This is a genomic window from Mycobacterium sp. ITM-2016-00318 (assembly GCF_002968285.2).
GTDB lineage: Bacteria > Actinomycetota > Actinomycetes > Mycobacteriales > Mycobacteriaceae > Mycobacterium.
The window spans coordinates 1,974,295-1,994,338 of the sequence record NZ_CP134400.1 but is presented as its reverse complement, the minus strand read 5'-3'; the positions used below and the strand labels follow the sequence as shown (position 1 = coordinate 1,994,338).

Annotated in this window: 20 protein-coding genes; 5 read left to right on the top strand and 15 right to left on the bottom strand. The window is 67.4% G+C overall.

Annotated elements, in window-relative coordinates; genetic code table 11:
* Positions 1-11: 11 nt before the first annotated feature.
* From C6A82_RS09605 to gatC, 5 genes are all read right to left on the bottom strand, one after another.
* A complete protein-coding gene (locus C6A82_RS09605) occupies positions 12-803 on the bottom strand; it encodes a nuclear transport factor 2 family protein (protein ID WP_105349346.1) in 792 nt (263 codons plus the stop codon).
* A complete protein-coding gene (gatB, locus tag C6A82_RS09600) occupies positions 804-2,306 on the bottom strand; it encodes an Asp-tRNA(Asn)/Glu-tRNA(Gln) amidotransferase subunit GatB (RefSeq protein WP_105349347.1) in 1,503 nt (500 codons plus the stop codon).
* A gap of 46 nt (positions 2,307-2,352) precedes the next feature.
* On the bottom strand, positions 2,353-3,384 hold the full coding sequence (locus C6A82_RS09595) for an ATP-dependent 6-phosphofructokinase (protein WP_105349348.1): 1,032 nt from the start codon (positions 3,382-3,384) through the stop codon (positions 2,353-2,355).
* A 71-nt stretch (positions 3,385-3,455) separates the two neighbouring features.
* Entirely contained in the window at positions 3,456-4,946 is a 1,491-nt protein-coding gene (gene gatA / locus C6A82_RS09590; protein WP_105349349.1) for an Asp-tRNA(Asn)/Glu-tRNA(Gln) amidotransferase subunit GatA, read from the bottom strand.
* On the bottom strand, positions 4,943-5,242 hold the full coding sequence (gene gatC / locus C6A82_RS09585; RefSeq protein ID WP_105349350.1) for an Asp-tRNA(Asn)/Glu-tRNA(Gln) amidotransferase subunit GatC: 300 nt from the start codon (positions 5,240-5,242) through the stop codon (positions 4,943-4,945). Before gatC ends, gatA begins: the two co-directional genes overlap by 4 nt.
* Before the next feature lie 104 nt (positions 5,243-5,346).
* Between gatC and C6A82_RS09580 the strand changes: the two genes are divergently transcribed.
* Positions 5,347-6,006 (top strand): amino acid-binding protein, encoded by a 660-nt coding sequence (locus C6A82_RS09580; protein ID WP_105349375.1) that lies wholly within the window; start codon positions 5,347-5,349, stop codon positions 6,004-6,006.
* 4 nt (positions 6,007-6,010) lie between these two features.
* Here the strand turns inward: C6A82_RS09580 and C6A82_RS09575 are convergent, their stop codons facing one another.
* Complete coding sequence (locus C6A82_RS09575; protein ID WP_105349351.1) at positions 6,011-6,265, bottom strand: hypothetical protein; 255 nt, start codon at positions 6,263-6,265, stop codon at positions 6,011-6,013.
* Between the two features lie 67 nt (positions 6,266-6,332).
* Positions 6,333-8,438 (bottom strand): NAD-dependent DNA ligase LigA, encoded by a 2,106-nt coding sequence (gene ligA, locus C6A82_RS09570; RefSeq protein WP_105349352.1) that lies wholly within the window; start codon positions 8,436-8,438, stop codon positions 6,333-6,335.
* 113 nt (positions 8,439-8,551) lie between these two features.
* Between ligA and C6A82_RS09565 the strand changes: the two genes are divergently transcribed.
* From C6A82_RS09565 to C6A82_RS09555, 3 genes are read left to right on the top strand one after another with little or no spacing between them, the layout of a single operon-like run.
* Positions 8,552-9,343 (top strand): metalloregulator ArsR/SmtB family transcription factor, encoded by a 792-nt coding sequence (locus C6A82_RS09565; protein ID WP_199193990.1) that lies wholly within the window; start codon positions 8,552-8,554, stop codon positions 9,341-9,343.
* Between the two features lie 10 nt (positions 9,344-9,353).
* Positions 9,354-9,761 carry an MmcQ/YjbR family DNA-binding protein gene (locus C6A82_RS09560; RefSeq protein WP_105349354.1) on the top strand — a complete coding sequence of 136 codons (408 nt, stop codon included), beginning with the start codon at positions 9,354-9,356 and terminating at the stop codon, positions 9,759-9,761.
* A 34-nt stretch (positions 9,762-9,795) separates the two neighbouring features.
* Positions 9,796-11,394 carry an AMP-binding protein gene (locus C6A82_RS09555; RefSeq protein ID WP_105349355.1) on the top strand — a complete coding sequence of 533 codons (1,599 nt, stop codon included), beginning with the start codon at positions 9,796-9,798 and terminating at the stop codon, positions 11,392-11,394.
* On the opposite strand, the gene C6A82_RS09550 is transcribed toward C6A82_RS09555, so the two are convergent.
* Positions 11,380-12,144, bottom strand: a complete 765-nt coding sequence (locus tag C6A82_RS09550) for a hypothetical protein (RefSeq protein WP_105349356.1) — start codon at positions 12,142-12,144, stop codon at positions 11,380-11,382. The genes C6A82_RS09555 and C6A82_RS09550 overlap by 15 nt on opposite strands.
* A gap of 80 nt (positions 12,145-12,224) precedes the next feature.
* The gene (locus C6A82_RS09545) at positions 12,225-13,241 is read right to left on the bottom strand and encodes a methionine synthase (protein ID WP_105349357.1); all 1,017 of its coding nucleotides are present in this window, start codon (positions 13,239-13,241) and stop codon (positions 12,225-12,227) included.
* Between the two features lie 65 nt (positions 13,242-13,306).
* Here C6A82_RS09545 and C6A82_RS09540 point away from each other — a divergent pair, with 65 nt between their 5' ends.
* Entirely contained in the window at positions 13,307-13,951 is a 645-nt protein-coding gene (locus C6A82_RS09540; RefSeq protein ID WP_105349358.1) for a sensor domain-containing protein, read from the top strand.
* Here the strand turns inward: C6A82_RS09540 and mnmA are convergent.
* The 6 genes from mnmA to C6A82_RS09510 all read right to left on the bottom strand — a co-directional run bounded on the left by mnmA (position 13,948) and on the right by C6A82_RS09510 (position 19,886).
* The gene (mnmA, locus tag C6A82_RS09535; protein WP_105349359.1) at positions 13,948-15,021 is read right to left on the bottom strand and encodes a tRNA 2-thiouridine(34) synthase MnmA; all 1,074 of its coding nucleotides are present in this window, start codon (positions 15,019-15,021) and stop codon (positions 13,948-13,950) included. The two genes, C6A82_RS09540 and mnmA, sit on opposite strands and share 4 nt — an antisense overlap.
* A complete protein-coding gene (locus tag C6A82_RS09530; RefSeq protein WP_105349360.1) occupies positions 15,021-16,217 on the bottom strand; it encodes a cysteine desulfurase family protein in 1,197 nt (398 codons plus the stop codon). Before C6A82_RS09530 ends, mnmA begins: the two co-directional genes overlap by 1 nt.
* A gap of 46 nt (positions 16,218-16,263) precedes the next feature.
* Entirely contained in the window at positions 16,264-17,115 is an 852-nt protein-coding gene (locus tag C6A82_RS09525) for a 1-acyl-sn-glycerol-3-phosphate acyltransferase (RefSeq protein ID WP_105349361.1), read from the bottom strand.
* Positions 17,112-17,954, bottom strand: coding sequence for a GNAT family N-acetyltransferase (locus tag C6A82_RS09520; protein WP_105349362.1), 843 nt, complete (start codon positions 17,952-17,954; stop codon positions 17,112-17,114). The genes C6A82_RS09525 and C6A82_RS09520 overlap by 4 nt, the downstream gene beginning before the upstream one ends.
* 142 nt (positions 17,955-18,096) lie before the next feature.
* The gene (locus C6A82_RS09515; protein WP_105349363.1) at positions 18,097-19,053 is read right to left on the bottom strand and encodes an electron transfer flavoprotein subunit alpha/FixB family protein; all 957 of its coding nucleotides are present in this window, start codon (positions 19,051-19,053) and stop codon (positions 18,097-18,099) included.
* A 41-nt stretch (positions 19,054-19,094) separates the two neighbouring features.
* Positions 19,095-19,886 (bottom strand): electron transfer flavoprotein subunit beta/FixA family protein, encoded by a 792-nt coding sequence (locus C6A82_RS09510; protein WP_105349364.1) that lies wholly within the window; start codon positions 19,884-19,886, stop codon positions 19,095-19,097.
* Positions 19,887-20,044: the final 158 nt, after the last annotated feature.

Below are 20,044 nucleotides of genomic sequence, written 5' to 3'. Positions count from 1 at the left end.
CGCAGCACTGGTCAGGCGAAGTAGCGCACGCGCGTGATACCCCGCGTCGTGCGGGCCACTTCGCAGAACACCACACCACGTCCCGACGGCGTGTCGACCGACGCGCTGACGGTGTCGCCCGCCGCGATCATCTTGAACCAGCGGCCGCCCCGCACACGGTCGACGAACTGGCCCACCGAAATCGCAGTCTGCTCGCCGACGCTCACCGATGCCCCGCCGCTCATCGTGCGCCTCGACGACACCTCATCCCCGGTCACGGCCGCGTCGAGAAATGCTTCGACACAACGCTTTTGACGGCGGCTCGGCCGCCGGAAGCCGGATATGAAACCCGCCGTCCCGCCGAGCCCCTGATTACGCAACAACTCTGCGCCCAATCGCGCGGAAACCGGCAGTGCCTTGCAGCCCCGGCGCAGCATCTGCGCGACCATGGTCGGCAATTCCCAATGTGCGCGCAGTCGCTCGATCTCCCAGTCGCCATCGAGGCGCCTCAGGTCGTAGCGCAGATGCATCGGAACGTTCAGCGTCACTTCCCGACCCATCGCGATCTCCAGCGTCAGATCGCGCACCACCGCCGCATCGACGGCGACATCGACGTCGCGGTGGAAGACGATCCGGCGGGGCGCGATGAACGTGTCGTAGAACCGAGCGATGTTCTCCTGTCCCACATGGGGACGCGACCCGTACGGGTCCTCGACGCGCCCGTCGGCGGCGAACAGCCCGACCCAACCGGCGCGGTCGTGCGCGTCGGTGGCCGTCGGCGAACGTTCGACGACCGCCAGCAGTTCAGCGTCGACCCCTGCCATCTAGGTGCAGGCCGCCAGCACCAACTCGCGCACACGTGCGGCATCGGCCTGACCCTTCGTCGCCTTCATCACCGCGCCGACGATCGCACCGGCCGCCTGCACCTTGCCGCCCCGGATCTTTTCCGCCACATCGGGATTGGCGGCCAGCGCTTCGTCCACTGCCGCCTGCATCAGCGAATCGTCGCGCACCAGTTCGAGGCCGCGCGCCTTCATCACGTCAGCCGGCTCGCCTTCACCGGCCAGCACACCCTCGACAACCTCGCGGGCCAGCTTGTTGGACAGCTTGCCCTCGTCGACCAGCGCCACCACCGCGGCGATCTGTGCGGCCGTGATCTTCAGCGCGTCGAGTTCGACGCCTGACTCGTTGGCCTTCTGGACCAGGAAGTTTCCCCACCACGCCCGAGCGGCCTCGCTGGACGCCCCCTGCGCGACGGTCGCGGCGATCAGGTCGAGCGCGCCGATGTTCACGAGGTCGCGCATCACCTCGTCGGAGATGTTCCAGTCCTCTTGTATCCGTTTGCGTTGCAGCCAGGGGTATTCGGGGATGGTCTCCCGCAGCTTCTCCACGAACTCGGCGTCGGGCGCGATCGGCTCGAGGTCGGGTTCGGGGAAATACCGGTAGTCCTGCGAGGTTTCCTTGCTGCGGCCAGGCGAGGTGTAGCCGTCCTCGTGGAAATGCCTGGTTTCCTGGTGAACCTTCTCGCCTGAGTCCAGAACAGCTGCCTGCCTGCGCATCTCGTAGCGGACCGCGACCTCGACACTCTTGAGCGAGTTCACGTTCTTGGTCTCGGTGCGGGTGCCGAACTCCGTCGCGCCGGTCGGCATGAGTGAGACGTTCGAGTCGCATCGCATCGAACCCTGATCCATCCGCACATCGGAGACACCGAGAGCGCGCAACATGTCCCGAAGCGCCGTCACATATGCGCGGGCGATCTCGGGAGCGCGTGCGCCGGTGCCCTCGATCGGCTTGGTGACGATCTCGATCAGCGGCACACCGGCGCGGTTGTAGTCGATCAGCGATGTCGTCGCGCCCTCGATACGCCCGGTCCCGCTGCCGAGGTGGGTGAGCTTGCCGGTGTCTTCCTCCATATGGGCGCGTTCGATCTCGATCCGCCAGATGCTGCCGTCGTCGAGCGGAACGTCGAGGTAGCCGTTGATGGCGATCGGCTCGTCGTACTGGCTGATCTGGTAGTTCTTCGGCATGTCCGGATAGAAGTAGTTCTTCCTGGCGAACCGGCACCACGACACGATCTCGCAGTTGAGCGCCAGCCCGATCCGCATCGCGGACTCGACGGCGGTCTGGTTGAGCACCGGCAGCGAGCCGGGCAGGCCGAGGCACACCGGACACACCTGCGTGTTGGGCTCCGCGCCGAATCGGTTGGCGCAGCCGCAGAACATCTTGGTCGCCGTCGACAGTTCGACGTGCACCTCGAGCCCGAGCACCGGCTCGAAGCGTGCGACGACGTCGTCGTAGTCGACCAGGTCAGCGGTGGAAACAGACATGGTTCCGATCCTAGTGGGTCACTTTTCCCCGCTTACCGGGCGAAAATCAGCCGAAGAACTCGGCGGCGTCGTCGTAGCGGCTCTGCGGCACCAGCTTCAACTGGCGGACGGCGTCGGCCAGCAGCACGCGGCCGATCTCCTGTCCCCGCAACGAGACCATCATCCCGTACTCCCCGGCGTGGGCGGCGTCGGCGGCATTGACGCCGAACCGGGTGGCCAGCACGCGGTCATACGGGGTCGGCGTGCCACCACGCTGCACGTGACCGAGGACGGTCACCCGCACCTCCTTGCTGATCCGCTTCTCGACCTCGCTGGCCAACTGCTGCGCGACGCCGGTGAACTTCTCGTGACCGAACTCGTCGATCCCGCCTTCGCGCAACTTCATCGAGCCCTCGGCGGGTTTGGCGCCCTCGGCGACCACGCAGATGAAGTGCGCATCGCCGCGCACAAACCGCTGCTTGATCAACCGACACACCTCTTCGACGTCGAAGGGCTGCTCGGGGATCAGCGTCATGTGCGCACCGGAAGCCAGCCCCGCGTTCAGCGCGATCCAGCCGGCGTGGCGTCCCATCACCTCGACGAGCATCACCCGCTGATGTGACTCGGCCGTGCTGTGCAGTCGGTCGATGGCCTCGCTGGCGACCCCGAGGGCGGTGTCGTGGCCGAACGTGACGTCGGTGCAGTCGATGTCGTTGTCGATGGTCTTGGGCACCCCGACGACGGGCACGTTCTCCTCGGACAGCCAGTGCGCCGCGGTCAGCGTGCCTTCGCCGCCGATCGGGATCAACACGTCGATGCCGTTGTCGTCCAGCGTCTGCTTGATCTGGTCCAGGCCGGCCTTCAGCTTGTCCGGATGTACCCGCGCAGTGCCCAGCATGGTGCCGCCCTTGGCGAGCAGACGGTCGTTGCGGTCGTCGTTGCGCAGCTGGATGCGACGGTCTTCGAGCAGGCCGCGCCAACCGTCCAGGAATCCGACGACCGACGAGCCGTACCGCACATCGCACGTACGCACGACCGCCCGTATCACCGCGTTCAACCCGGGACAGTCACCGCCGCCGGTCAAGATTCCGATCCGCATCTGCCTCTCCTGCTCCTCGCGTGCGCTGGCTCCATCCTCCCCTGTGTCGCCGTTGCAGGCACGGTGTCGGGCTACACCGCCGTCGGCAGTGCCCCTCGGGCCGCCTCATAGGCGGCGCCTACCCGGTAGAGCCGGTCGTCGGCGAGGGCCGGCGCCATGATCTGCAGTCCGACCGGCAGATTGTCGTCGGGTGAGAGGCCCGAGGGCACCGACATACCGCAGTGTCCGGCCAGGTTCAGCGGCAGCGTGCAGAGGTCGAAGAGGTACATCGCCAGCGGATCGTCGACCTTCTCCCCCAGCGGGAACGCGGTCGTCGGGGTTGCAGGCGATATCAGCACGTCCACCTTCTGGTACGCCTCATCGAGGTCACGGGCGATCAGCGTGCGCACCTTCTGGGCGTGGTTGTAATACGCGTCGTAATAGCCCGCTGACAGCGCATACGTACCGATCATGATGCGGCGCTTGACTTCCGGACCGAAGCCGGCAGCCCGCGTGATCCCCATGACCTCTTCGGCGCTGTGCGTCCCGTCGTCACCGACACGTAATCCGTAGCGCATTCCGTCGAATCGGGCCAGGTTCGACGACACTTCAGACGGCAGGATCAGGTAGTAGGCGGGCAGCGAGTAGTCGAAGTGCGGGCAGTCGACTTCGGACACGTCGGCACCCAGCTCGGTCAGCGTCTCCACGGCGGCGGTGAACGACGACAGCACACCGTCCTGATAGCCGTCACCGCGCAACTGGCGGACGACACCGACCTTCAGACCGCGCAGGTCGCCGCCGGCGCCCGCGCGCGCCGCGGCGACGATATCGGGCACGTCGGCGTCGATAGACGTCGAATCCCTCGGGTCGTGTCCGGCGATCACCTGGTGCAGCAGCGCAGTGTCGAGCACCGTGCGCGCGCACGGCCCGCCCTGATCCAGCGACGACGCGCACGCGATCAGTCCGTACCTCGACACCGTGCCGTAGGTGGGTTTGACGCCGACGGTCGCAGTCAGCGCGGCGGGCTGGCGGATCGATCCGCCGGTGTCCGAACCGATGGCCAGCGGGGCCTGGAACGCCGCGAGCGCGGCAGCACTGCCGCCGCCGGATCCGCCCGGCACCCGCTCTACGTCCCATGGGTTGCGCGTCGGGCCGAACGCCGAGTTCTCGGTGGACGATCCCATCGCGAACTCGTCCATGTTCGTCTTGCCCAGGATGGGGATTCCCGCGGCACGTAATCGGGCCGCGACCGTCGAGTCGTACGGCGACGTCCAACCCTCGAGGATCCTCGACCCGCAGGTGGTCGGCATGTCGGTGGTGGTGAAGACGTCCTTGAGCGCCAGTGGGACCCCGGCGAGCGGCGACGGCAGCGCCTCTCCCGCGGCGACCGCGGCATCGACGGCCGCGGCTGCGGCCAGCGCCGCGTCCTCCGCGACGTGCAGGAACGCCTTGTACTCGCCGTCGGTGTCGGCGATTCGGTCCAGGCAGGCCCGGGTGACCTCGACCGACGACACCTCTTTGGCCGCGATCTTGGCGCCGAGCGTCGCGCCGTCCAGCCTGGGGAGATCGCCAGAAGCCGTCATTCCGGCTCCCCCAGGATCCGCGGCACCGCGAAGCGGCCCTCGGCCGACTTCGGCGCCTGCGCCAGCGCCTGCTCTTGCGACAACCCCGGCTCGACGACGTCGGGACGGGTGACATTCACCGACGTCAGCGGGTTGTCCGTGGCCTCGACGTCGGTGACGTCGACGGCCTGGATCTGGCTGACGTGCTCGATGATGGCTCCGAGCTGGCCTGCGAAGCCGTCCAGCTCGTCGTCGCTCAGTGCGAGCCGAGCCAGGCGGGCGAGATGGGCTACCTCATCTCGGGAGATCTGGGACACGACATGCAAGCCTAGTCAGGCGTCACCCCGGCCCGTCGGCTCCTCCCGCAAGCGGTCGTCGCATCGGCATGCCGACCCCGCTGCCCTGTGAAACAGTGTTGCGCGTGCCTTCGTTCATGCTGCGGGTCCAGCTGGAAGACAGGCCAGGCAGCCTCGGCTCCTTGGCGGTGGCGCTGGGTTCGGTCGGCGCCGACATCCTGTCCCTCGACGTGGTCGAGCGCGGCACGGGCTACGCGATTGACGACATGATCGTCGATCTGCCCCCTGGCGCGATGCCCGACATGTTGATCACTGCTGCGGAGAACCTCAGAGGAGTGCGGGTCGACAGCATCCGGCCGCACACCGGTCTGTTGGAGGCGCATCGGGAACTGGAGCTGGTCGACCACATCGCTGCCGCGCCGGGCAAGCCGGCGAAGCTTCAAGTACTGGCCGACGAGGCGCCGCGGGTGTTGCGCGTCGGTTGGTGCACCGTGGTGCGGCTGACCGAATCGGGCATCGACCGCATGGTGGGCAGCCACGGAGCGCCAGAAACCCACATCAACGAAGTGCCGTGGCTACCGCTGGACACCGCGAAATCGCTTGACGGCGAAGCTGATTGGATGCCGCAAGTGTGGCGGGACATGAACACCACGCTGGCCGCCGCACCGTTGGGCGACCAGCACACCGCGGTGGTTCTCGGCCGACCCGGCGGCCCGGAGTTCCGGCCGTCGGAGGTGGCTCGCCTTGGCTACCTCGCGGGGATCGTCGCCACGATTCTGCGCTGACGCGTCAGCCGCCTGCGGGCACCGGCCAGCGGTCGTTGACGTCGGCGCTGCTGTCCTTCCTGGCACAGTGCGCGCAGCAGAACATGCCTTCGTCGGTCTCGATGCCGTGCCCGAGGATCCGGCATCCGCAGTGGGCGCATTCGGGCGCCAGCTGGGCTGCGGCGCACTCGACGCTGTCGAAGTTCTCGCTACGGCCGTCGGGCCAGGTCACGGTGAACGCCTTGTCGTAGTCGTTACCGCACGTCGCGCAGATCGTCATCGGTTCACTCCCTATGATTCGGTTCTGCGAACGCATTCCCGGCCGAAGCGGGCGACAAACTCGAGGGTCAGACTGCGTCCGGACCGTTCTGAAGTAGCCGGCTGAACCCGTCCTCGTCGAGGATCGGGACACCCAGCTCGACGGCCTTGTCGTACTTCGAGCCCGGTGAATCTCCCGCCACCACATACGCGGTCTTCTTCGACACCGAACCGGCCGCCTTGCCGCCGCGCGCGACGATGGCCTCTTTGGCGTCGTCGCGAGAGAATTCCGTCAACGATCCCGTCACGACAATCGACAGGCCCTCCAGCGTCCGCTCGATGCTCGCGTCGCGCTCGTCGGCCATCCGCACTCCCGCGGCGCGCCACTTGTCGATGATCGCGCGGTGCCAGTCGACGGTGAACCACTCTGTGACCGCGGCGGCGATGGTGGGTCCGACGCCCTCGACGACCGACAATTCATCTTGGGAAGCCGCCATCACCGCGTCCAGGCTGCCGTATTCGGTGGCCAGCGCGCGCGCAGCCGTAGGGCCGACATGACGGATCGACAGCGCGACGAGCACACGCCAGAGCGGTTGGGCCTTGGCTTCGTGCAGATTCACCAGCAGCCGCTTCCCGTTGGCTGACAGCTCCCCGCCCTTGGTCCTGAACAGTTCGGTGCGCAGCAGGTCTTCGCTGCCCAGCGTGAACAGGTCACCCTCGTCGGTGATCACTCCGGCCTGGAGAAGTGCAACCGCGGCTTCGTAGCCCAGTCCTTCGATGTCGAACGCACCGCGGCCGGCGACGTGGAACACCCGCTCCCGCAGCTGTGCGGGACACGACCTGGTGTTCGGGCAGCGGATGTCGGCGTCGCCCTCCTTGGCCGGCGCGAGCGTCGTTCCGCATTCGGGACACGTTGTCGGCATGACGAATTCGTGCTCGGAGCCGTCGCGCAGGTCGACGACGGGCCCGAGCACCTCGGGAATCACATCGCCTGCTTTGCGGATGACGACGGTGTCGCCGATGAGGACGCCCTTGCGCTTGACCTCCGACGCGTTGTGCAACGTGGCCTGGCTGACCGTCGAACCGGCGACCTTGACGGGTTCCATCCAGGCGAACGGCGTGACGCGCCCGGTACGCCCGACATTGACCTTGATGTCGAGCAGCTTGGTCGTCGCCTGCTCCGGTGGGTACTTGTAGGCGATCGCCCATCGCGGCGCCCGTGACGTCGAGCCGAGCCGCCGCTGCAGCGCGACCTCGTCGACTTTGACCACCAGGCCGTCGATTTCGTGTTCGACGTCGTGGCGGTGCTCACCCCAGTAGGCGATGCGTTCGGTGACCGCGTCGATGCCCTGCACCCTCGTGGTGTGGTCGGGGACCGGCAGCCCCCAGGACTTGAGGGCGCGATAGGCGTCATGCAGCGTCTTCGGGCTGAAGCCCTCCGCCTTGCCGAGGCCGTGGCAGATCATGCGCAGTCGGCGTCGCGCGGTGACGGCCGGATTCTTCTGTCGCAGCGATCCGGCGGCGCTGTTACGCGGATTGGCGAAGGGCGGCTTGCCTTCGGCGACGAGGCCGGCGTTCAGATCCTCGAAATCGGCGACCCTGAAGAAAACTTCGCCGCGCACTTCGAGCACTTTGGGCACCGGGAATTCCTCTGAACCGGTGAGTTTTTCCGGGATGTCCTCGATCGTGCGGGCATTGAGCGTGACGTCCTCACCGGTGCGGCCGTCACCGCGGGTCGCGGCGCGCTGAAGCTTGCCGTCGCGATAGACCAGCGCCAGCGCGACGCCGTCGATCTTGAGCTCGCAGAGGTAGTGCGCATCGTCGCCGATCTCGCCCTTGATGCGGCCGGCCCAGGCGGCCAGCTCATCGGGGGTGAAGACGTTGTCGAGGCTGAGCATCCGCTCGAGATGTTCGGCAGACGTGAAGTCGGTCGCGAACCCCGCGCCGCCGACGAGCTGGGTCGGCGAATCGGGCGTCCGCAGCTCGGGGTGATCGTCCTCGAGGGTCTGCAGCTCGCGTAGCAGCTTGTCGAATTCGGCGTCGGAGATGACCGGCGCGTCGCGGACGTAGTAGCGGAACTGGTGCTCACGCACTTCGTCGGCCAATTCCTGCCAGCGACGGCGCAGGTCGGCGTCGGGCGCGTCCTCGGACTGTTCGGCGAGCGCCTGCCGCGCCTCCGTTGCCTTCGGGCTCACCCACGCAGGCTATCGGAGGACTAAGACAGGCTCGGCGACGGAAAGGCATGCAGGTTTGACAATAGGCAGGTATATGCCTGCATAATGGTCGGATGGCGGATGACCCGGCGGATCTGGTGTTCAAGGCGCTGGCCGACCCGGGTCGTCGCCTGCTGCTTGATCGGCTGCGGCAGGACAACGGGCAGACACTCGGCCAGTTGTGCGAGTACCTCGAAATGGCGCGGCAGTCGGTCAGCCAGCATCTGGCGGTGCTCGAGGCGGCCAACCTCATCAGCACCGTGCGACATGGGCGGCTCAAGCTGCACTACTTGAATCCCATTCCGCTGCACGAGATTGGCCATCGCTGGATTGAACAGTTCGAATATTCGCGTCTTCACACGCTGCGTGCGGTGAAGCAACAAGCAGAGGAGACGGACATGACCGCAACGGACGACAAGCCGTCGTTTGTGTACGTGACCTACATCCACAGCACGCCGGAGAAGGTATGGGAGGCGCTCACCGACGCCGACCTCACCGCCAAGTACTGGGGTCACAGCAATGTGTCCGACTGGCAGCCGGGCTCGCGCTGGGAGCATCTGCGCACCGACGGTTCGGGGATCGCCGACATCGAGGGCGAGGTGATCGAAGCGACGCCGCCGCGTCGACTGGTCATCACGTTCGGCGCAGATGAGGCGGGCCTGCCGTCCGTCGTGCGTTTCGACATCGAACCGCACCATGACATCGTCCGGCTGACGGTGACCCACACCGACATCCCTGACGCATCGAACCGCGACGTGGCCGCGGCGGGCTGGGCGGCGGTCATGTCGAACTTGAAGTCGCTGTTGGAAACCGGGCATGTGCTGCCCCAGGCTCCGTGGGAGATGCATGCCGACGTGCGGGCCCAGCAGATGTCGCGCAACGGGTAACTTGGCACCAATGCCGCACCCGATCATGTTTCACGACGACGATCCCGTTCTCGCCGAGGTGCGGACGATCACCTTGGGCTTTCCGGAGGCGTACGAGAAGGTGTCGCACGGAAGGCCCTCGTTCTTCGCAACGAAGATCTTCGCGATGTACGGGGGCAGCGCCAAGCCGTCGATCAAGGGCGGCGACTACATCCAATATCCGCGGTCGATCATGGTCAAAGTCGACCAAAGCGACCGCAGGGCACTCGAGCAGGACACCCGGTTCTTCTTCCCCGCCTACCTCGGATCGGCCGGCTGGCTCGGGCTTGACCTCACCGCCAGGAAGAAGGTCGACTGGGGTGAGGTGCGCGAACTGGTCGACGCGTCCTACCGAATGGTCGCCCCCAAGAAGCTGGTCAAGCAGCTCGACGGCGGCTGACCCACCGGCGCGTCGACATGGTTCGATCGGAACCATGAGTTTCGCCAGTCCATTCCCCGATGTCGACATTCCCTCGGTCAGCGTCTACGACTATCTGTTCGGCAATCTCGACGCCGCCGACGGCGAGCGTGTCGCCCTGGTAGATGCGAAGCAGGGCACCGAAGTCAGCTACCGCGATGCGGTCGGCAAAATCGATTCATTCGCCGGCGCCCTCGCCGATCGCGGTGTTGGCGTCGGCGATGTGGTCGGCCTGCTCGCACCCAACAGCACGGCGTTCGCCATCGCCTTCCACGGCATCCTGCGCGCAGGGGCGACGGCCACCACGATCAACGTGCTGTTCACCGCGAAGGACATCGTCAAGCAGCTGACGGACTCCAAGGCGACGATGCTCATCACCGTCAGTGCACTGCTGCCGGCAGCCAAGGAGGCGGCCGCGGCAGTGGGCATTTCCGACGACCGACTGGTCGTCCTCGACGGCGCGGACGGCCACCCGAGCGCCGAGGATCTACTCGGCGCCGGTTTCCCGGCGCCGAAAGTCAGCTTCGACCCGGCCACCCACCTCGCCGTGCTGCCCTACAGCTCGGGCACGACCGGCAACCCCAAGGGTGTCATGCTGACCCACCGCAACCTGGTCGCCAACGTCGCGCAGACACGGCCGGTGCAGGACGTGGGCGCCGACGACGTCGTCATCGCGATCATGCCGTTCTTTCACATCTACGGAATGACGGTGTTGCTCAACGCCGTCCTACATGCTCGGGCACGTCTGGTGATGATGGGAAGCTTCGATCTCGAGGAGTTCCTCGCCACCATCGCCAACCACAAGGTGACCGTGGCCTACATCGCCCCGCCCGTCGCGGTGGCCCTGGCCAAACATCCCTTGGTCAACTCCTACGACATGTCGACCCTCCGCGCGGTACTTTCCGGCGCGGCGCCGCTCGACGAGGAACTCGGTCACGCGGTCGCCGATCGCCTCGGGTGTCGAGTCGTGCAGGGGTACGGCATGACCGAGCTCAGCCCGGTCAGCCATTGCACCCCGTTGGACGGCGGCGAGCGTCTCGTCGGGTCGGTGGCGCCCATCGGCGCCGCGGGGTGGACGGCGGCCAATTCGTCGTCCAGACTCATCGACCCTGCGACCGGCGACGAAATCGAGGTGCCCGCAAGCGGTCTCAGCGAGACGGGCGAGTTGTGGTTCAAGGGCCCGAACGTGATGGCCGGCTACCTCAACAACGAGGTGGCCACCAGGGAGACCATCGACGACGACGGGTGGCTGCGCACCGGAGACCTGGCCAAGGTTGATTCCACCGGTTGTGTGTACATCGTCGACCGGCTCAAGGAACTCATCAAGTACAAGGGATACCAAGTGCCCCCCGCCGAGTTGGAGGCGGTGCTGCTCACCCATCCCGCGATCGCCGACGCCGCCGTGATCGGCGTGCGCGACGCCGAATCGGGTGAAGAGGTGCCAAAGGCGTTCGTGGTCAAGCAATCCGGTGCCGAGCTCACTGAAACCGAAGTGATGGAGTTCGTCGCGAGCGAGGTCGCGCCCTACAAAAAAGTGCGTCAGGTGGCGTTCATCGACGCGATCCCGAAGTCGTCGGCGGGCAAAATCCTGCGCAAGGACCTACGTACGGAGTGACTCCCGCAGCGACTGCGCGGCGCGGGCCTGCCGGTAGCCGAGAACCGCCCCGATCGCGGGTATCAGGAACAAACCGGCGACACCGGCCAGCGGATCGGTGACCGTGTCCGTAGTGCCGTAACCGAACTGCCCCACCACCAGCTCGGCGGCCCCGATCCGCTCCACCGGCGGCAGCGGCGGCGGAAGCGGCGGAATGTTGATCTCGATCGCTGTGGGAAACGCGGGCGCCGCGGGGACCCCCTGGACGGCATAGGCCAGTACCGGGTCAGGGCCCTGGGGCGGCTGGGCGACGTGCGTGCCGGGCGTGCGGCCGTTGCCGATCGTCACGCGCGGCGCTTGGAACGCCGACACCGGCTGACCCGAGTAGCCGGACCCACCGCCGCCTGGAACGGCCACCGCGAGGTTGTCGCCGGCAGGCGCTTCCGCCACCGCCGCCGACCGCATGGCCATCTGGCCTTCCGGAGCGAAGCTCTCCGTTACGAGGTCCTCGTTGTCGCTGCCGAGATCCATCTTGCGCGGATCCGCATCTGGCTGCGAGTCCCTGCCGGCGTCCGGGAAGCTGCTGATGCCGTTGATGGCGTCCTTCACAACGTTCGAGGCATCGCGTTTCGCGTAGCCGTTGTTGCCGTAGTCGTCACTCGACCAGCCGTACTTGTCGGCGAACGCGGGCGCAGGATTCGGGCCGACGATCAGAAGGGAGGCTGCGACAACGCCGGCACCCGCCGCAATGCGAACTGTCGAGTACGCCACGATCCCTTCCCGGACCAACCGGGCAAACCGACCCAGGGTCCCGCGCAAGCATTGTCGCACAGACCTTTGCCTGGCAAACACTAATTCATGACCGCTGCCGGGTCGTCGGCGATGGCGTCGGCCGCCTTCTGAGACAGCTCGATCGCGCTGCGCGCCCACTGCGGGGTCGCTCCGGCCATACCGCACGACGGAGTGACGCCGATCCGGTCCGGCAGCAGCTTGCGGGGGAAGCCGAGGCGATCGGTGACGTCGACGACCGACCGGGCCACCTCCTCGGCGGACGGCCGGTTCTCGGGGGCGGTGACGGGTACGACGCCGAGCAGGACCGTGCGGCCTGATTCGACGAATTCGCCGACACCGTCCAGCGACTCCGCCGTCACCGTCGACAGATCGAACGACAGCGCGCTGAACGTGCTGCGTTGCAACAGCGGCCACGGCAGCCCGCCCGCACAACTGTGCAACGCCACCGTGCCGCCCACCACCGCCACGCACTCATCGAAGAGCGTGGCCGCGACGGACTCGTCGACCGGATGCACCGGGGACAGGCTCGACACCCCGGTCAGTCGCCCCTCCAGCGCGGCGGACAGCGACGGTTCGTCCAACTGCACGACGACCGGGCAGTCCAGCCGCCGAGCAACCTCGGAGCGGTGCGCCGCAACGCCTTCGGCCAGTGAACGCGCGAGGTCGCGAACGGCGCCGGCATCCGTGATCGCCCGATGCCCGTTGGACAGTTCCAGATGCGCCGCGAGCGTGATGGGGCCGGGCGCCTGCACCTTGATGGTCCGGTCCGCGCCCCGCAGGCCCGCCTTCTCCCAGGCCTCCTCGAGGGCGTCGACGTCTTCGGCCAGCAGGCTGACCGCTCGCCGGGTCACCGCGCTGCGTCCTGCGGCGATCCGGTAACCGCGGGGGACGGTGTCGATCGTGATGTCGACCAGCAGTGCGCCCGCCCGGCCGATGAGGTCGGCACCGATGCCGCGGGCGGGCAACTCGGCCAGATGCGGCAGTCGGTGCAGCTCACCGACCACGATCTCGGCAGCCTCACGCGCCGACGTGCCCGGCCAGGATCCGATGCCGGTACCGGCGGCGAAGGCGTTCACTTCACCAACACTATTCGCCACACGAGCCACACGCGTTAGTCTGCGACACAGGAAGGAGCCGACACATGTCCTCAGCGGCTGGCCGACTTGCGGTGCTGTGTGCTGTCGCGCTGTTGACCGGTGGCTGCGCACAGACCATCGCGGGCACGGCGACGCGGACGGCTCCTGGCATCGACGACGAATCGCGGTCGCCGGTGGATGTCGAGTCGGTGATGCTGGATCAGGCCCAGATGCAGGCGATCACGGGCGCAGGCGACGCCCTGACGATCGTGCCGAGCATGGACGGCAAGATCCCGGTCGATGTCAGCGACCTGATGACTGGAACACCGCAGGAGTGCCAGTGGTACTTCGCCGAGACGCAGACGTTCGGCAACGAGGTCGAAGAATTCCACAAGACGACATTCCAGAATCCGCCCGACGGCGGCCTCATCTCCGAGGGCGCTGCCGCATACCGCGACCAAGAGACCGCCCGGCACGCGTTCGCCGATCTCGTCGGACAGGTATATGACTGCGGCTCGACCGAACTCGGATCGACATTCATCGGCGAGTGGACCGCCGACGCGGACACGCTGACCATGCGCTCGCCGGGTACGTGCGGCCGCGACTATCGGCTCAAGAACGTTGTGCTGGTCGAGGTGTCCTTCTGCGTGTTCCCGGATTCGGTGCCCGGAATTGTCATGACGAACATCATCGACAAGGTGCCCGACTAGACGCTGCGCGCGATCGTGGCACTCGCGACCACTTCGTCGCCTCCGGCGTCGGGACGGTAGAGAACCATCGTCTGGCCAGGCGCCACGCCGTGCAGCGGAGACCGCAGATCGGCGACGAGGTTGCCGTCGCGCGCCTCGGCGACGGCGTCGGCGATGCCGCCGTGAGCCCGCACCTGCACCACACCCTCGAGCGGCCTCCGCAGCACGGCGCCCGAGGTGAACACGGGTTTCTCGCCCGTCAGCGTCCACACCTCCAGGTCGGCCAGGGCGCCCACGTGCACGGTCGCGGTTTCGGCGTCGATGGACGTCACGTAACGCGGTCGCCCGTCGGCCCCCGGCCCGGCGATGCCAAGACCCTTGCGCTGGCCGATGGTGAAGCCGTGTACGCCGTCGTGTTCGGCGAGCACCGTTCCACCCGCATCGACGACGGTGCCGCGGCGCACACCTATGCGGCTGCCGAGAAACGCCCTCGTGTCACCGGACGGGATGAAGCAGATGTCGTGGCTGTCCGGCTTATCGGCGACGGCCAGGCCGCGGCGAGCGGCCTCCTCGCGAATCTGCGGCTTGGGGGTGTCACCGATCGGGAACAGCGCGTGGCGCAATTGCTCGGCGGTCAGCACGCCGAGGACATAGGACTGGTCCTTGTCGCTGTCGACGGCGCGTCGCAGCCTGCCCTCCGACAGCCGGGCGTAGTGCCCGGTGGCGACCGCGTCGAAACCCAGCGCGAGTGCGCGGGCCGACAACGCCGAGAACTTGATCCGCTCGTTGCACCGCACGCACGGGTTTGGGGTTTCGCCCCGCGCATACGACGACACGAAGTCGTCGATGACGTCCTCTTTGAACTTGTCGGCGAAATCCCAGACGTAGAAGGGGATGTCGAGGATGTCGGCGACTCGGCGGGCATCGCCTGCGTCTTCCTTCGAGCAGCACCCCCGCGATCCAGTGCGCAGTGTCCCCGGCGTGGCCGAAAGCGCCAAGTGCACGCCCACCACGTCGTGACCGGCGTCGACCATCCGGGCGGCGGCGACCGACGAGTCGACACCTCCGCTCATCGCGACAAGAACCCGCACTACTCGACAACTCCCGAACTGGCCAGCGCGGCTTGCCGCGCCCGTTTCACCGCTGTTGGCAGCACGTCGAGCGCGGCGTCGACGTCGGCTTCGACGCTGGTGTGGCCGAGCGACAGCCGCAACGACCCGCGGGCGCTGGCAGGATCGGCGCCCATCGCCGTCAGCACGTGGGAGGGTTGCGCCACACCGGCCGTGCACGCCGAGCCCGTCGAGCACTCGATTCCCCTGGCGTCCAACAGCATCAGCAGCGAGTCGCCCTCGCAGCCGCGGAAGGTGAAATGCGCGTTGCCGGGCAGTCGCTGCGCGCCCGTCGCGCCGTTGAGAACGACATCGTCGATGCTCGCGAGCACCCCGTCGACAAGCCGGTCCCGCAGGAGGGCCACCCGCGCACTGGTCGTCTCCATGCCCTCGATCGCCACTTCGGCGGCCGCCGCCATCGCCACCGCGCCTGCGACATCCGGTGTGCCCGAACGGACATCGCGTTCCTGGCCGCCGCCGTGCAGCAGCGGCACGCACGCCGTGTCGCGGCGCAGCAGCAGCGCGCCCACTCCGGTCGGGCCGCCGAACTTGTGCGCGGTGATGCTCATCGCCGACAGCCCGCTCGCGGTGAAGTCGACCGGGATCTGCCCGATCGCCTGCACGGCGTCGCTGTGCATCGGTACATCGAATTCGGCGGCCACCGCGGCGAGTTCGGCCAGCGGCATGATCGTGCCGACTTCGTTGTTGGCCCACATCACCGACACCAGCGCGACGTCGTCGTGTTCCTGCATTGCTGCGCGCAGGGCGGCGGGCGAGACAGACCCGTCGGACGCGGTGGGCAGCCAGGTCACCTCGGCGCCCTCGTGTTCGGCGAGCCATTCGACGGAATCCAGGACCGCGTGATGCTCGACCGCGGTGGTCACGATGCGCCTGCGACGGGGTTCGGCGTCCCGACGCGCCCAGAAGACGCCCTTGACCGCCAGGTTGTCGCTCTCGGTTCCGCCGGCGGTGAAGACCACTTCGGACGGTCGCGCACCGAGCAGCCTGGCCAGCGTCTCGCGCGACTCCTCCATCCGGCGGCGCGCGACACGGCCCGTGCCGTGCAGCGACGACGCGTTTCCGACGGTCGCCAGCACGGTCGTCATCGCCTCGATGGCAGCGGGATGCATCGGAGTGGTGGCGGCGTGATCCAGGTAGACCGACTTGTCAGTCGTCATAACCCGTCTATTTTAGCCGCCGGGCCGCGGCCGCCCTGATTCCCGGTCAGGCGACCAGTGCGTGCCCGTGTGCCCGTCGTCCCAGATCTCCCCGGACCGCCTCCTCGCAACGCGCGGCGAGGTCCCGTCGATCGGTTCCCGGCAACTGCAGCGACTCGACTTGCACACCCACGATCGTGCGGTGGGCGGTCACCAGGCGGCGGATCGACGCGATCAGGGTGTCGTCGCCGACGTAGGCGGCGACGGTCGACGGTGTGCCGTCGCGGTGCTGGTAGCGCAGCCGCAGCGGTTGCACCGGCCTGCCCGCGTCGACGGCGGCCTGAAACATCGCGGGCCGGAACCGGCCGTACGCCAGCCCGCACCACGTGGTGCCTTCGGGGAACGCCACCACGGTCTGCCCGGCGTGCAGCCGAGCGGCGATCATCTCGACGACCTCGGGCAGCCGGCGCAGGCTCGCCCGCTCGATCGGGATGACCTTCATCAGCCGCGCCGCGACACCCAGGCCGGGCCAGCTGATCATCTCGGCCTTCGCGACGAAAGATCCCGGCATCACCGCGCCGATCGCGAAGATGTCCACCCAGGACACGTGACCGCTGACGACGAGCACGCCACGGAGGTTGCGAATAGGACCGCCGGACACCGTGATTCGCACACCCAACGCGCGCAGCATCATCGTGCAGTAGCCGCGTTGAACGTGCGAGCGGCCCGGCATCGGGATCGCCAGCAGCGGAACGGCCGACAACAGGATCATGGCGAAAGTGACCCGCACCGCGACGCGCACCGCCACCACGACCGGTCGCCCGGCAGGAGCCGCCCCTGCGGCGACACACGACGCGTCACACGTCGCCCGCGGCACCCAGGGACTGTCGACACTCGCCGCGTCAGCGGTGTCGGTCACCTTTCCATCCCGTCTGCCATGTCGCTCGCCGCCCCGACTGACCTCAGCCGTTTCAGATATCTGACGTCGGCCCTGCGTTTGTCCAGCAGCGCCGGGAAGTCACCGACGCCGAAGTCCGGGTCGTGGGCGGGTGCACCGCACACCTGGGCGCCGAGGCGCAGATATCCGCGCATCAGTGGCGGGACCGAGACCCGCGCGGGCGGATCGACGTCGTCGAGGCCCTGTCCGTCGACGATCACCGGACGATACGGGTACACGGTGTATGCCGCGGGTGCGGCATGCCTGCGCAGGACGAAGTCCCGCACACCGCGAATCTGGCTGCCCGGCGCCGAATCGGAATCGGCAACCGGCACCGAGACGCAACCTGTGACGTAGTCGTACCCGCACCGGTCCAGGTAGGCCAGGATGCCCGCCCACATGAGCAGCACGACACCGCCGTTGCGGTGATCGTCGCGAACCACGGCACGGCCCATCTCCACCAGAGACGGACGCAGCCGGTCAAGGCCGGTGACATCGAATTCGGTTGCGGCGTAGAGCCCTCCTGCCGCGATGGCTGCCGGCGGCGGCAACATCCGGTAGCAGCCGACGAGCTCGCCGGTGTTGTCCTCGCGGACCAGCAGGTGATCGCAGAACTCGTCGAAACGGTCGGCATCGCGACCGTCGATCGCGCCTGTGAGCGCGAATCCGGGCTCGGAGGTGAAAACGTCATGACGGAGTCGCTGCGCGGCTTCGATGAGAGCGGGGTCGGTGGACAGCAGCAGGGTGTAACGCGGCGCCGACGGCGAGGTGGTCGGACCGCTCGGTTGGTCGGCGGCTATCAGAACTGAAGCGGTGCTCACGACTGCACGGTCGCGTGCCCGTCTCTCGAAACGGCATCGTGACGGTGACGTGTCCGTGAGCGCTCGGTGAACGTCGCGCACAACGCGAAAGCCCCCGACCACGCAAGCGTGTCGGGGGCCTCGGCGGTTAGTAGCCGGCGGATTAACCCTTGCGGGCCTTGACCGCCTCAGTCAGCTGCGGGGCGACCTTGAACAGGTCGCCGACGATGCCGAGGTCGGCGATCTCGAAGATCGGCGCCTCTTCATCCTTGTTGACCGCGATGATCGTCTTGGACGTCTGCATACCCGCGCGGTGCTGGATGGCGCCGGAGATGCCGAGGGCGATGTACAGCTGCGGCGACACGGTCTTGCCGGTCTGGCCCACCTGGAATTGGCCCGGGTAGTAGCCCGAGTCCACCGCGGCACGCGACGCACCGACGGCGCCGCCGAGCGAGTCGGCCAACTCCTCGACCACCTTGAAGTTCTCCTCGCTGCCGACGCCGCGGCCGCCCGACACCACGACGGTGGCCTCGGTGAGCTCGGGGCGATCGCCCGCGACAGCGGGCTCGCGCTTGGTGATCTTCGTGGCGTTCTCTGCCTGAGCGGGCACCTCGACCTTGACGACTTCACCCGCGCCGTCGGACGGCGCGGCATCGACGGCACCGGCACGTACGGTGATGACCGGAACGTCACCGGTGGCCTCCGCCTCGACGGTGAACGCACCGCCGAAGATGGAGTGAATGCCCTTGGCGCCCTCCTTGACGTCGATGACGTCGCTGAGCACTCCGGAGCCGATCCGGGCGGCCAGCCGGCCCGCGATCTCCTTGCCGTCGGCGCTGGACGACAGCAGCACGGCCGCCGGGGAGGCCGACTCCACCAGCGACGCCAGCACGTCCACGTACGGCGTGATGAGGTAGCTTTCCGCCTCATCGGACTCGGCGACGTAGATCTTGGCCGCGCCTGCGGCCTTCAGTCCGTCGACCAGTGGATCGGCGGTGCCGGGCTTGCCGACCACGACGGCCGACGGCTCGCCCACGACGCGGGCGGCGGTGATGAGTTCTGAGGTGACCTTCTTGATGGCACCTTCGGCGTGCTCGACGAGCACAAGTACTTCAGCCATGGGTTGTTTGCCTCTGTGTTCTAGGGGTTCGGTCGCAGGAATTAGATGATTTTTTGAGCCACGAGGTACTCGGCGACCTTGCTGCCGCCGTCACCCTCGTCGGTGACCTTCTCGCCTGCCGTCTTCGGCGGCTTGGGGGTCGACGACAAAACCTTTGTTCCCGCGTTCGCCAGGCCGACCTCGTCCCCCTCGACCCCGATCTCGCCGAGGGTGAGGGTGGTGACTTCCTTCTTCTTGGCGGCCATGATGCCCTTGAACGACGGGAAGCGCGGCTCGTTGATCTTCTCGGTGACGCTCACGACCGCGGGCAGTGACGCCTCGAGGGTGAACACGCCGTCGTCGGTCTCCCGCTCGCCGGTGACCTTGCCGTCTTCGACGGTGACCTTGCGCAGGTGCGTCAGCTGCGGCAGGCCGAGGTACTCAGCGATGATCGCGGGTACTGCGCCGCCGGTACCGTCGGTGGCCTCGTTGCCCGCGATCACGAGCTCGGTGCCCTCGATGGTGCCAAGCGCGCGCGCCAGTGCCCACCCGGTCTGGACCATGTCCGAGCCGTGCAGTCCCTCGTCGAGCAGGTGCACGGCCTTGTCGGCGCCCATCGACAGCGCCTTGCGGATCGCCTCGGTGGCGCGCTGAGGACCGGCGGTCAGTACGGTGACCGTCGAGTCGCCGCCTTGCTTCTCCTTGATCAGCAGCGCCTCTTCGACCGCGCGCTCGTTGATCTCGTCGAGCACGGCGTCGGCAGCCTCGCGGTCAAGGGTGTAGTCGCCGTCGGTCAGCTTTCGCTCCGACCACGTGTCAGGGACCTGCTTGATCAGGACCACGATGTTCGTCATGAGTCTGGTTCGTCCTCCTCGAAAGAGACCGGCGGTCGGCCCCATTACCACGTTTGAAAGAGTCGCCACCATGTTACTCGCCGGTAACTTAAGGTGGTCGTAGGAACACCATAGCGGGTCGAAGTTTGTGCTCTGACGTCCCCTTAGGTGTCCTGAAC

What these genes read in the sequence shown, in the direction of transcription:
- C6A82_RS09605 (WP_105349346.1), bottom strand. Translation starts at nt 803, where the DNA reads ATGGCAGGGGTCGACGCTGAACTGCTGGCGGTCGTCGAACGTTCGCCG.
- gatB (WP_105349347.1), bottom strand. Translation starts at nt 2,306, where the DNA reads ATGTCTGTTTCCACCGCTGACCTGGTCGACTACGACGACGTCGTCGCA.
- C6A82_RS09595 (WP_105349348.1), bottom strand. Translation starts at nt 3,384, where the DNA reads ATGCGGATCGGAATCTTGACCGGCGGCGGTGACTGTCCCGGGTTGAAC.
- gatA (WP_105349349.1), bottom strand. Translation starts at nt 4,946, where the DNA reads ATGACGGCTTCTGGCGATCTCCCCAGGCTGGACGGCGCGACGCTCGGC.
- C6A82_RS09575 (WP_105349351.1), bottom strand. Translation starts at nt 6,265, where the DNA reads ATGACGATCTGCGCGACGTGCGGTAACGACTACGACAAGGCGTTCACC.
- C6A82_RS09560 (WP_105349354.1), top strand. Translation starts at nt 9,354, where the DNA reads ATGCCGCACCCGATCATGTTTCACGACGACGATCCCGTTCTCGCCGAG.
- C6A82_RS09555 (WP_105349355.1), top strand. Translation starts at nt 9,796, where the DNA reads ATGAGTTTCGCCAGTCCATTCCCCGATGTCGACATTCCCTCGGTCAGC.
- C6A82_RS09540 (WP_105349358.1), top strand. Translation starts at nt 13,307, where the DNA reads ATGTCCTCAGCGGCTGGCCGACTTGCGGTGCTGTGTGCTGTCGCGCTG.
- C6A82_RS09530 (WP_105349360.1), bottom strand. Translation starts at nt 16,217, where the DNA reads ATGACGACTGACAAGTCGGTCTACCTGGATCACGCCGCCACCACTCCG.
- C6A82_RS09515 (WP_105349363.1), bottom strand. Translation starts at nt 19,053, where the DNA reads ATGGCTGAAGTACTTGTGCTCGTCGAGCACGCCGAAGGTGCCATCAAG.
- C6A82_RS09510 (WP_105349364.1), bottom strand. Translation starts at nt 19,886, where the DNA reads ATGACGAACATCGTGGTCCTGATCAAGCAGGTCCCTGACACGTGGTCG.